This is a genomic window from Gordonia sp. 852002-51296_SCH5728562-b (assembly GCF_001665475.1).
Taxonomy (GTDB): Bacteria; Actinomycetota; Actinomycetes; order Mycobacteriales; family Mycobacteriaceae; genus Gordonia; species Gordonia sputi.
Genome location: NZ_LZMI01000112.1, coordinates 26,496 through 38,768, shown reverse-complemented (window position 1 = coordinate 38,768; position 12,273 = coordinate 26,496). Strand labels below are relative to the sequence as shown.

General features: G+C 66.2%; 10 protein-coding genes. 8 read left to right on the top strand and 2 right to left on the bottom strand.

Translation table 11 applies throughout. The annotated features are described in order from the left end of the window. Positions 1–146 precede the first annotated feature (146 nt). From A5766_RS19035 to A5766_RS19000, 8 genes are all read left to right on the top strand, one after another. The gene (locus tag A5766_RS19035) at positions 147–953 is read left to right on the top strand and encodes an IclR family transcriptional regulator (protein ID WP_005202482.1); all 807 of its coding nucleotides are present in this window, start codon (positions 147–149) and stop codon (positions 951–953) included. 53 nt (positions 954–1,006) lie between these two features. Beyond that, entirely contained in the window at positions 1,007–2,269 is a 1,263-nt protein-coding gene (gene dinB, locus A5766_RS19030; RefSeq protein WP_005202465.1) for a DNA polymerase IV, read from the top strand. Positions 2,270–2,408: 139 nt separating this feature from the next. Continuing rightward, entirely contained in the window at positions 2,409–3,845 is a 1,437-nt protein-coding gene (locus tag A5766_RS19025) for a CitMHS family transporter (RefSeq protein WP_064861686.1), read from the top strand. A gap of 49 nt (positions 3,846–3,894) precedes the next feature. Then, entirely contained in the window at positions 3,895–5,559 is a 1,665-nt protein-coding gene (locus A5766_RS19020; protein ID WP_064905982.1) for a sensor histidine kinase, read from the top strand. Then, positions 5,556–6,230, top strand: a complete 675-nt coding sequence (locus A5766_RS19015) for a response regulator (protein WP_005202459.1) — start codon at positions 5,556–5,558, stop codon at positions 6,228–6,230. The genes A5766_RS19020 and A5766_RS19015 overlap by 4 nt, the downstream gene beginning before the upstream one ends. Before the next feature lie 149 nt (positions 6,231–6,379). Beyond that, positions 6,380–8,800, top strand: coding sequence for a phosphoketolase family protein (locus tag A5766_RS19010; RefSeq protein ID WP_064905980.1), 2,421 nt, complete (start codon positions 6,380–6,382; stop codon positions 8,798–8,800). A gap of 545 nt (positions 8,801–9,345) precedes the next feature. Then, a complete protein-coding gene (locus A5766_RS19005; protein WP_005202456.1) occupies positions 9,346–10,647 on the top strand; it encodes a TrpB-like pyridoxal phosphate-dependent enzyme in 1,302 nt (433 codons plus the stop codon). A 2-nt stretch (positions 10,648–10,649) separates the two neighbouring features. After that, the gene (locus A5766_RS19000) at positions 10,650–11,399 is read left to right on the top strand and encodes a DUF429 domain-containing protein (protein WP_005202454.1); all 750 of its coding nucleotides are present in this window, start codon (positions 10,650–10,652) and stop codon (positions 11,397–11,399) included. 151 nt (positions 11,400–11,550) lie between these two features. Here the strand turns inward: A5766_RS19000 and A5766_RS18995 are convergent, their stop codons facing one another. Beyond that, on the bottom strand, positions 11,551–11,889 hold the full coding sequence (locus A5766_RS18995; RefSeq protein ID WP_064861661.1) for a DUF202 domain-containing protein: 339 nt from the start codon (positions 11,887–11,889) through the stop codon (positions 11,551–11,553). Then, positions 11,886–12,263 (bottom strand): YidH family protein, encoded by a 378-nt coding sequence (locus tag A5766_RS18990; protein WP_005202450.1) that lies wholly within the window; start codon positions 12,261–12,263, stop codon positions 11,886–11,888. Before A5766_RS18990 ends, A5766_RS18995 begins: the two co-directional genes overlap by 4 nt. Between the last annotated feature and the right edge of the window lie 10 nt (positions 12,264–12,273).

The following is a 12,273-nucleotide window of genomic DNA, read 5'->3' as shown; positions in this document are numbered from 1 at the left end:
GGATGTCGTCTGTTTCATTCGGCATTATCGAATGAAACGTCACACTACGCCACGCGAGATGTGACGGGCAATACTTTCTGAAGTTGGAACAGCGGAGATCTCTCCTCAGGGGAGATCGCTGCGACGATTGCTGCGAGAATGTCGGGATGATTCAGTCCGTAGACCGCGCGCTTCGCGTGCTGACGGTGCTGGCGGGCGACCACAGGATGAGTCTCGGCCAGATCGCGGAGAGGCTCGAGCTGCCGCCGTCGACCGTGCACGGCATCGTCCGCACGCTGCTTGCGCACCGGATGGTCGTGCAGGAGCGTGACTCGGGGCGCTACCGCCTCGGACCTGCGGTTCTCACTTTCGGGAACGTCTACCTCGACAGTCTCGAACTTCGTGCGCGGATCGCGCCGTGGGCTGAGGATCTCGCACGACGCAGCGGACTCGCGGTCCGCACCGCAGTGATGTTGATCGACGACGTCGTGGTGGTCCATCACCAACCCAGACTCGACGGTTCGCGGCAGATGCCCGAGGTCGGAATCGTCATACCCGCGCATGCGTCGGCGCTCGGCAAGGCGATCATGGCGTTCGACGCCAAGCTGACCGACGACATCCTCGACGCCGACCTGCGCGACATGACCGGATCGACCCTCACCGATCCGAAGGCGCTGCGCGCAACCCTCGCCGATGTGCGCGCGACAGGACTCGCCGAGTCCGTCGAAGAGGCTGTTTTGGGTGAGTGCGAACTCGCAGCCGTCTTGACCGACCGGATGGGCGGTCCGATCGGTGCGGTCGGTGTCGTCGCCACCGCGGAGCAGTGGCCGCTCGAGTCGTCGGTCGCCTCGATGTTGCGCGACGTCGCGCGCAATACCTCGCGCGAATTGGGCGCTGCCACTTGGCCTCCCGCAGTTCAGGACGACCGCGCCACCGACAAGGACGCCTGGCGGCGGAGGTCCCGCACGGGTTGATCGGGGCAGCTCGGGTGTAGAGAATGTCAGACTCGCATGCGAACATGTGTTCTATGCGGATCGAGCGACGCGAGCGGCACGAGGCGTCGATACTGCATGCCGATCTCGACTCGTTCTACGCGTCGGTCGAGCAGCGCGACAATCCGGCGCTGCGCGGGCGGCCGGTGCTTGTAGGTGGTGGTGTCGTGCTCGCGGCCAGCTACGAGGCCAAGGCGTTCGGCGTGCGGTCGCCGATGCCGGGCCACGAGGCGCGGGCGCTTTGTCCGCGCGCAATCGTGGTGCCGCCACGCTTCGACGCCTACGTCGAGGCCAGCCGCGCGGTCTTCGAGATCTTCCACGACACCACACCCATCGTCGAGGGCATCTCGGTCGACGAGGCGTTCCTCGACGTCGCGGGCCTGCGTCGAGTGTCGGGAACACCGGTCGAGATCGCGGAGCGTCTGCGTAGACGCGTAAGCGACGAGGTGGGACTGCCGATCACCGTGGGTCTCGCGCGCACCAAGTTCCTCGCGAAGGTCGCGAGCGCCGTCGGCAAACCGGACGGGCTGCTCGAAGTGGCGCCGGGAACCGAGCTGGCGTTCTTGCATCCGCTACCGGTTCGGAGGCTCTGGGGCGTCGGGCCGGTGACCGAGGCCAAACTCCACGACGCGGGCGTCACCACGGTCGGCGGGATCGCCCGGCTCGGCGAGCGCTCACTCAAGCACATCGTCGGACCGGGCTCTGCGCGTCACCTCTTCGCGCTGTCGATGGCCACCGATCCGCGTTGTGTCGAGACCGGGCGTCGACGCTCGTCGATCGGTTCGCAGCGGGCGCTCGGCCGTCGACCCAAGAGCGAAGCCGACCTCGAGGCGACCGTCGTCGCGATCGTCGAACGCCTCGGACGTCGCCTCCGAAATGCCGAACGAGTCTGTCGCACAGTCGTATTGCGTCTCCGGTTCGACGACTTCTCGCGTGCTACACGGTCGCGAACACTGTCCGACGCCACCGACCGCACCGACGTGATCATGTCGTCGGCGCGGGGATTGCTCGACGACGCCCTGCCCGTGATCCGCGACCGCGGGTGCACGTTGATCGGGTTGTCGCTCACCGGACTCGACGAGCGCGACTCGATTCAGCTCACCCTGCCGTTCGACCAACCCGACCCTGCCGACCGCCGGGTGCGCGCGGTCGAGGCGTCGAGTCCACTCAGCGGTCGGGGCGCGCACCTCGACACCGCGATGGACGATCTGAGAACGCGATTCGGCCGCGACGCCGTCACCCGCGGCGTACTCCTCGGGCGCCACCACGGCGACGACGCCCCGATGCTTCCGGACTGAACGGCAGCCCGTTTCCCGTGCGCAGAACGCGCAAAACGTGCCTTACGCGCACAAGCTTCACTGTGATCTGGACTACCCCGACACTCGATCAGTAACGGGCAACACACCGCTCGCGAACGACACGAGAAAGAGCACGGAAATGTTGGTAGCACTCGGGTTGGGCATGGTCGCCACGTTCATGTTCCTCATCATCACCAAACGCGCGACACCAGTGGTCGCGCTCATCCTGGTCCCGGTCGCGTTCGGGCTGTTCGCCGGCGCTGGCCTCAGCATCAGCGACATGATCACCGACGGGATCAAAGAACTCGCCCCTACGGCGGCGATGCTGTTCTTCGCGATCATCTTCTTCGGGATCATGATCGACGTCGGGCTCTTCGACCCCATCGTTCGGCTGGTGGTCCGGATGGTCGGGCATGATCCGGCGCGGCTGGTCGTCGGCACCGCAGTGCTCGCGATGGTCGTCTCACTCGACGGCGACGGCTCGACGACGTTCATCATCACCACCGCGGCACTCCTACCGCTCTATCTGAAACTACGCGTCAGCCCCGTCGTCCTCACCGTCGTCGCAGGTCTCGCGAACGGCACGATGAACATACTTCCGTGGGGAGGCCCCACGGCTCGTGCGGCGAGTGCGCTGAAGATCGACACCAACGACATCTTTCTGCCCATGCTCCCCGCGCTCGGGGCCGCGCTGCTGGTCGTCCTGGCTTTCGCCTATCACCTCGGGGTCTTGGAGCGTCGTCGGATCGGGCGTCTGGAAGTCGACGACGCGGTGCTCGTGCCGCGCGGTGAACTGGTTGCCGCTGGAGTCGGCGGGTCCGGGACGACGTCGAACAACCGACCAGCTCTCTCGACTGGTTCGAGCGGAACCGACTCCAGCACAGGCGATGTCGCCACGACGTCGGATGGCGACGGGGAGTCGGCGTTCACCGGGGTTCTCGATCCGAATCGAAAGACGTTGCGACCCAAGCTGGTCTGGGTCAACGCGACGCTGACGGTCGCCCTGCTGGCGATCCTCGGAGCCGACATCGTCGCGATCCCCGTTCTCTTCATGATCTTCGCGGCTATCGCGCTTGCCGTGAACTTCCCGCACATCAAAGATCAACAGGAGGCCATCACCCGCCACAGTTCCAGCATCGTCTCGGTGGTCGCGATGGTGCTAGCCGCTGCGGTGTTGACCGGGGTGTTCAGTGGGACCGGGATGGTGGACGCCATCGCACATTGGATGGCCGACGGGATTCCGAGCGCGATGGGTCCGCACATGGCAATCGTCATCGGGATCGTTTCGATGCCGTTGACATTCCTGATGAGCAACGATGCGTTCTATTACGGTGTGCTTCCGGTCCTCTCGGAGACCGCCTCGCGGTACGGCATCGATCCCGCAGAGATGGCACGCGCCTCGATCACCGGCCAGACCGTTCACATGCAGAGCCCGCTGGTGCCCGCGATCCTGCTGCTGGTCGCGCTCGCGGGGGTCTCACTGGCCGACCATCACAAGAAGGTCCTGTGGCGAGCAGCACTGGTATCGGTGACGATGCTTGCTGTGGGCGTCGTGGTCGGCGCGATCCCGTTCTGAGAGTTCGAACTCCAACCGCCGCACTACTGCCGACGCCTAGGCTCTACACATGCGATTACGGACGCAGGTTCTTCTGCTGCAACTGTCCGTCATCGCGGTGAGCCTCGGCGTCGGTTTCGGCGTCGTGCTCGCGGGTACCGACGACCGTAGCCGCGACGAGTACGCGCAACGCGCGCTCGCGATCGCGCAGTCGGTGGCGGCCGATCGTGAAACGGTCAGCGAGGTCGCGGAAAGCGACCGCAGCGACCTCGACGTCAGCCAACTGGCGAACGGTCCGATTCAAGCCCAGGCATCCGCGGTGCGTGAGCGCACCGGAGCGTTGTTCGTCGTGATCGCGAACGCCAACGGCATCCGGTTGTCGCACCCCGATCGGGGCGAGGTCGGGAAGCACGTGTCGACCGATCCCACCAAGGCGCTGTCGGGGCAGGCCGATATCACCACCGATCGCGGCACGCTCGGCGAGTCCGTGCGCGCGAAGGTGCCCATCATCGACGACGGTCGCGTTGTCGGACTGGTGAGCGTGGGTGTCTCGACGGCCGACCTTGCGGCAGCGACGCGTCGGGCAATCGGGACCACGGTGCTGATCGCTCTGGCGGCGCTCGCCGTCGGCGCGGTGGGATCAATCCTGCTCGCGCGTCGATGGCGTCGACTCACTTTGGGTCTCGAACCCGACGAACTGGCCGAACTGGTCCGCGATCAGGGCGCCGTGTTGCACGCCATGGCCGACGGCGTGCTCGCTGTCGACGCGACCGGTGTCATGCGCGTCATCAACGACAAGGCACGTCAGCTGCTCGACATCACTGATGAGGTCGGTGCCAGCGTCGACGATCTCGAGCTCAGCGACCGGATCCGGGCTGTGCTGCGCACCCCGACCCCCGATCCGGTCGCCGCGACCGTCGGCGACCGCATCGTGCTGGTGTCGTCGCACCGGGTCGATGTCGACGGGCGCGACCTCGGTATCGTCGCGTCGATCATCGATCGCACCGACGTCGAAGAGCTCACCCGCGAGATCGATTCGATGGGCGCGATGAGTACGGCATTGCGCGCACAGCGCCACGAGACGGCGAATCGGCTGCACGTGCTCGCCGGCCTCCTGCGTCGCAGCCACGTCGACGAGGCGCGCGCATACCTATCCGAATTGACGGGCAGCGCAGGTCATTTCGGTCTGGAAGGAATCGAGAACATCGACGAGCCGCATCTGTCCGCATTCCTCGACGCCAAGGCCTCGCACGCCAGAGAACGCGGCGTCGTACTCGGTCTCGGCGATCAGACGTGGGTGCGCGGGACGCTTCTCGATCCGATCACGGTCACGACCGTCGTCGGAAATCTCGTCGACAACGCGATCGATGCAGCAGCGCAACGCATCGGAGAGTCCGATGGCGACAACGATTCACGGCCACACGTCGACGTGGACGCGATTACGGAGGGCGACGAATTGCTGATCACCGTCACCGATTCGGGGCCGGGAATCGGATTCGACGATCCCGCAACGATCTTCTCCGACGGTGTCACGACAAAGGACGCCCCGTCGGTGCCGGGAGGACGGGGAATGGGTCTGGCGTTGTCGCGGCAACTCGCCAGGCGACTCGGCGGCGACATCGTCGTCGTCGATCCTGGTGGAGAGCGTCGGAGCGACGTTGAAAACCGTTGGGGTGGTGCGGTTATCGTTGCACGACTACCCGGCGTGTTCGATTCGACAGCGGTTGTCCGATGAGTACGCCGACGCGTGAACTCGGGGTGCTGATCGTCGACGACGACTTTCGCGTCGCCGGACTCCACGCGGCAATCGTCACCGCGCTACGAGGTTTCCGCGTCACCGCGACGGCGGGGTCGGTCGCGCAGGCGCGCGAAGCCCTCGCTTCGCACCCCGACACCGACCTGGTCTTGCTCGACGTTCATCTGCCCGACGGTTCCGGCATCGACCTCCTTGCCGAGTTGGAGTGCGACTGTTTCATCGCCGGTGCAGAGACCGATGCAGCCGCTGTGCGTCGCGCGCTGCGTGCCGGTGCCCTGACGTACCTCATCAAACCGTTCGACGACACCGAACTCGCACGACGTCTTGCCGGCTACGCCCACTATCGGCGTGCACTCGCCGCTGAGCACATCGACCAGGCGGCCGTCGACGCCGCGCTGTCGGCCATGCGCACGGGTACTCGACCCGTCCCTCACGCCGGCGACAGCGGCTCGCACACCGAGCGCACGATCCTCGACCAGTTCACCGAGGGCGAGTCGATGTTCGCCGACGAGGTCTCGGCACGAATCGGGGTCTCGCCCGCGACCGCGCGGCGCCACCTCGCGGCGCTCGTCGACAGTGGCAGGCTGCTCATGTCGCTGCACTACGGCAGTACGGGTCGCCCACGGCAGGTGTATCGGCTGCCGGGGTGAGATCTCCGGGCAAACACCCCTTCCGGGTAACACCTTGGGCGAATTTACGGTGAAGAGCCGCGCACGCGGCTTGGTGTCCGCGTAGAACTGATGGAAGGGGGAATGGACAAGAGCACCATCAAGAGTCGACGAGTTCGAAGGGAACCCGCATGACCGAGGTCTCCACCCAACAGCGCGCGTATCAGCAGGCGGATCTCGACGCCGACCTGCGATGGTGGGCGGCGGCGAATTACCTCACCGTCGCCCAGATCTATCTGCAAGACAATGTCTTGCTGCGCGAACCACTTTCGCGCGACCACATCAAGCCTCGTCTGCTCGGCCACTGGGGGACCAGCCCGGGACTCTCGGCGATCTATACGGTGCTGAACCGGATCATCAAGGAGTCCGACAGTTCGTGGCTCTACATCACCGGTCCCGGACACGGTGGTCCCGCGCTTGTCGCGAATACGTACCTCGAAGGCACCTACACCGAGGTCTACCCGAAGATCTCCCTCGACGCCGACGGCGTCAAACGTCTCTGCCGTCAGTTCTCGACGCCCGGCGGCATCCCCAGTCACGTGAGCGTGCAGACCCCGGGAAGTATCCACGAGGGCGGCGAGCTCGGATATGCACTGGTACACGCGGCGGGCGCGGCCTACGACAACCCCGACCTGACCGTCGCCTGTGTCATCGGCGACGGTGAGGCCGAGACCGGGCCACTCTCGGGTTCGTGGAAGATTCCGGCCTTCCTCAACGCCGCGCGCGACGGCGCCGTGCTGCCGATCCTTCACCTCAACGGGGCGAAGATCGCCGGTCCGACGGTCCTCGGCCGCAGTACCGACGCCGAGGTGACCGACTATCTGCACGGGCAGGGCTGGGTTCCGACATTCGTCGAGGGCGACGATCCCGCCCAGGTGTTCTCCGACCTGCGCGCCGCGATCGTGGAGGCCCGTCGTCGGATCGGTGAGATCCAATCCGAGGCGCGCGCAGACGGCGCCGATTCGACGTTGCCCGACACCCATTGGCCCGCAATCGTATTGCGCACACCCAAGGGTTGGACCGGACCGAAAGAGGTCGACGGCAAGAAGATCGAGGGCACGCACTGGGCGCATCAGGTGCCGCTCTCGGGCGTCCGGGAAAACCCCGAACACCTCGCGATCCTCGAGGAGTGGCTGAAGTCGTACAAGCCGGAGGAGATCTTCGACGACAACGGCGCCATCGTCGAATCGATTGCCTCGCTTGCGCCTGCGGGCGATCTCCGGATGGGTGCGACGCCGTATGCCAATGGTGGTCGGTTGCTCTCGCCGCTGCGGCTGCCGCCGATCGAGCAGTACGCGCTCGACATCCCCGAACCGGGCGACGTCTCATTCGAAACGACCCGCGTTCTCGGTGAGTTCATGCGCGACATCTACACGCAGAACTCCGACGCCGACGGCGGCGGCACGTTCCGGCTCTTCTGCCCGGACGAGACGTCGAGTAACCGGCTCGGAGCGGTCTTCGAGGTCACCGACCGCGCGTGGCAGCTTCCGGTCACCGAATACGACGACAACCTCTCGCCGTCGGGTCGTGTGATGGAGGTGCTCAGCGAGCACCTGTGCCAGGGCTGGCTCGAGGGCTACACGTTGACCGGTCGGCACGGTGTGTTCGCGACCTATGAGGCGTTCGCGATGGTGAGCGCGTCGATGGTGGTGCAGCACACCAAGTGGTTGCAGCACGCGGCGACGCTGCCGTGGCGCGAACCCGTCGCGTCGCTGAACATCCTGCTGACGTCGACGTGCTGGCGAAACGACCACAACGGGTTCTCGCACCAGGGTCCCGGGCTGATCGACCTCGTGCTGCCACTCTCACCCGAGGTGGTTCGCGTGTGGCTGCCGCCGGACTCGAACTCGCTGCTGTCGATCTCGGATCACTGCTTCCGCAGCCGCGATCACGTGAACCTGATCGTCGTCGACAAGCAGCCGCACCTGCAGTACCTGTCGCTGGAGGAGGCCAACAAGCAGGCCGCCGCCGGAGCGTCGATCTGGGATTGGGCGGGCACCGAGAACGTCGAGGGCGAGCTACCCGACATCGTGCTCGCCAGCGCGGGCGACGTCCCTACGCAGGAGATCCTCGCCGCCGCGCAGTTGCTGCGCGAGTGGGTGCCGTACCTGCGTGTGCGCGTCGTGAACGTGATGGACCTGATGGTGCTGCTGCCGCAGAACGATCACCCGCACGGACTGTCGGACGAAAAGTTCAACGAGCTGTTCACCCGCGACGTCGACGTGGTGTTCGGATTCCACGGCTACCCGCGCGCGATCCACCAGTTGGTGCACGGGCGTACCCATCCGGGACGCTTCCACGTGCGCGGCTTCTCCGAACAGGGCACGACCACAACCCCGTTCGACATGGTGGTGCTGAACAAGATGAGCCGCTACCACCTGGTGATCGAGGCGCTGCGTCGCGCACGCCGCGCCCCCGAGAAGGCCGAGGAGCTGGTGGCGTACTGCAACAACCAGCTCGCCCGCCACCACGACTACGTCCGCGAACACTTCGAGGACCTCCCCGAGGTGCGCGACTGGAAGTGGTCATCCCCGAGCGGCTCGCGGGACTAGGCGCGCCGGGGTCGGGTGGACTCGGCGGGCTCGGCCGGCGGGCGGGCCTCGTCGGCCGGCGGCCGCGCGGAAAGTAGGGGAAGGGTTCTTTCCCCTACTTTCTTGGGGCGCTGGAGGTCGAGTAGTCGTGTGTTCGACGTCGCGCTGCCCCTGGCCCGACGTCGGGACGCGGCACCGGGGTGCAGGAACTAGGGGAGGCGTTCTTTCCGTGGGTTCCTTCGGTTTCTCCGCACAGCTTCTGGGGGAGAGGTCAGTAACTCGAGGAAGGGTTCTTTCCCCTACTTTCTGTCGGGGCGCACGCCCCGAGCGGTCGTGCGGTTCGACGTCGGGACGCGGCACCGGGTGCAGGAACTAGGGGAAGCGTTCTTTCCGCGGGCTTCTTCGGTTTCCGCGCGCAGCTTCTGGGGGAGGGATCAGCAACGCGGGGAAAGGTTCCTTCCCCTACTTTCTGCGGGGGCGCTCGACGTCGAGCCGCCTAACCCCCGCCCGACGCCGAGCGCCGAATCGGCCCGCGGCGCTGCCCGCCCGCGGACTAGAGTGTCCGCATGACGATGCACGTGGACGCAAGCAACCCGGACCTCATCACCGTGGACGTGCCGACGCACTGGTACAACCTCGCGGCGGAGCTCTCCGAGCCGATCCCGCCGCACCTGCATCCGGGCACCAAGGAGCCCGTCGGACCAGACGATCTCGTCGCGCTCTTCCCGAGCGGACTGATCGCGCAGGAGGTCTCGACCGAGCCGTACATCGAGATCCCCGAACCGGTGCGCGAGATCTACAAGATGTGGCGGCCGTCGCCGCTCATCCGTGCGCGACGCTTCGAGGAGTCGCTCAACACGGGCGCGCGGATCTACGTGAAGTACGAGGGCGTCAGCCCCGTCGGCTCACACAAGACCAATTCCGCTGTCGCGCAGGCGTATTACAACAGCGTCGACGGTGTCCGGAAGCTCACCACCGAGACCGGCGCGGGTCAGTGGGGTAGTGCGCTCGCGTTCGCGGGTGCACAGTTCGGCATCGACGTCGAGGTCTGGCAGGTGCGCGCGTCCTATGAATCGAAGCCATACCGCGGCTATCTGATCCGCACATACGGCGGCACGATTCACTCGAGCCCGTCGACGTTGACCGAGTCGGGCCGTGCAATTCTCGCGAAGACCCCCGACACCACTGGCAGTCTCGGGATGGCCGTCAGTGAGGCCGTCGAGGTCGCCGCCAACGACCCCGACGCCAGGTACGCGCTCGGCAGCGTGCTCAATCACGTTGTGCTGCACCAGAGTGTGATCGGTCAGGAGGCCGTCGAACAGCTCGTCGCCGTCGAACCCAATGGTGCAGACGTCGTATTCGGTTGTGCGGGTGGCGGTTCCAATCTGGCCGGGTTGGCGTTCCCGTTCCTGCGCGAAAAGATCCACGGCCGGTCGAACCCGAGGGTGGTCGCCGCGGAGCCCTCGGCGTGCCCGTCGATCACGCAGGGCGAATACCGCTACGACCACGGCGACGTCGCGGGCCTCACCCCGCTTCTCAAGATGCACACTCTCGGAATGGATTTCGTGCCCGATCCCATCCACGCCGGCGGTCTGCGCTACCACGGCATGGCGCCCGCACTGAGCCACACCGTCGAGCAGGGCCTGGTCCAGGGTGTGGCGATCGATCAGCACGACGCGTTCGCCGCGGGCGTGCAGTTCGCGCGCACGCAAGGCATCGTGCCCGCGCCCGAGTCGACGCATGCGATCGCGGCGTGCGCTCGACACGTCGCCGACAATCCTGCTGAGCAGGTCGTCGTGATCGGTCTGTCGGGTCACGGTCAACTCGACCTTCCCGCCTACGCGGAGTTCCTCGACGGAAAGATCTGAGCGTGATCACCGCGGGCGTCGACCTCTCCGCCTCGCCCGCGTCGACCGCCGTCGCCGTCGTCGAATGGCGTGAACACGACGTCGACCGTGGTGGGTTCTCGGCTGTACTCCGCGAATTGGTCACTCCCGCAGATGATTCGACGATCCGTGCGCTCGTCGACGGCGCTGATCGCTGCGGCATCGACTCGCCATTCGGGTGGCCCGACGCCTTTGTCGAGTTCGTCAGCGCTCACCATCGTGGCGACACAGCGAAGGAGTCGCAGCTCGACGACATCGCTGCACGTCGCCCGCTCGCATATCGACGCACTGATCGCTACCTGGTCGAGCACGGACTGGGCCGACCGCTCAGCGTGTCGGCAGATCAGATCGCGCACGTAGCGTTTCGCTGTGCGGGTCTGCTCGCCGACCTCGGAGTGTCGAACCGGGTCGACGGCTGGGCCGTCGAAGCGTATCCCGCTGGCGCACTGAAGCATTGGGGACTGACATCGCGCGGATACAAACGTTCGACGCATCGTGATGTACTCGCGGGTCTCGTCGACGACCTGCGAGCGGCGGCACCCTGGCTGGACGTCGGACGCCACGCTGCCCTCATGGCCAGCAACGACAACGCATTCGACGCCGTCGTCACCGCACTCATCGCACGTGCGGCGAGCCTCGGCGGCACCGCACTTCCGCTCGAAGCAGACATGCCGATCGCCCACCGCGAGGGCTGGATTCACGTTCCGACGGGCAGGATCGACGACCTGCGATGACCCGCGGGAGCGTCGGCGCACCCCGGTAGGCGCCGCGGTTCCGGTTGCCCACAGGCGCGGAATCCGAGCGTCTGGGCAACCGGAACTCCAGCAACCGGAAGTTCGTGGCCGACTACTCCGTCGACCAAGCGCTCCGCCGACCGCGCCGTTCCTACACGAGCGCCGCGGTGAGGAGCACGACGATCGTCGTCAACACCGCGGCAGCTGTCGTCATGACGGCCGCCGTGTCCGAGCGGTGCAATGGGGCGGAGTTGTCGCCGAGCACTCGACGACGCCGCCGTCCGATGATCGCGACCACGACGGAGGCGACTGCCGCGACGGCACACAGCGCATAGATCAGAGGCGTCGGCGAGGAACTCGGTCGCAGCACCTCGCGACCGGCGACCAGAAGCCCATTGACGAGAATCGCGAATGACGTTCTGCTCCATGCGAGATCCGTACGTTGCGGTTGCAATCCGGCGCGCGTCGCGGGGTCGGACCGGTCACTCATGGCCGCGCGACGATCAACGCCGTGATCACCGCGGCCGCCGCGATCACCGTCAGAGCGACACCCAGCACCGCAATCAGTGAACTTCTCGGCAGCGGCTGTTCGCGTCGGATCGCGTCGTCGTTCTGCTTCCACCGGATCAGGCCGCCGGCGGATACGACGACTGCGAGAAGCCCGAGAGCCAATCCGAGTCCGTACCGAAACGCGGGGTGCGTCGGATCGGGCAGGAACTGCAACGCCGCTATCGCAGCGGCGAGGAGTCCGAGCGCTGTGCGCTGCCACGCGAGGAAGGTGCGCTCATTTGCGAGTGTGAAACGGTAATCGGGCTCGCGCGCCGGCGGCGAGAAGGGTGACTCGTTCGTGGCGTTCTCAGGCACCTTCCCACTG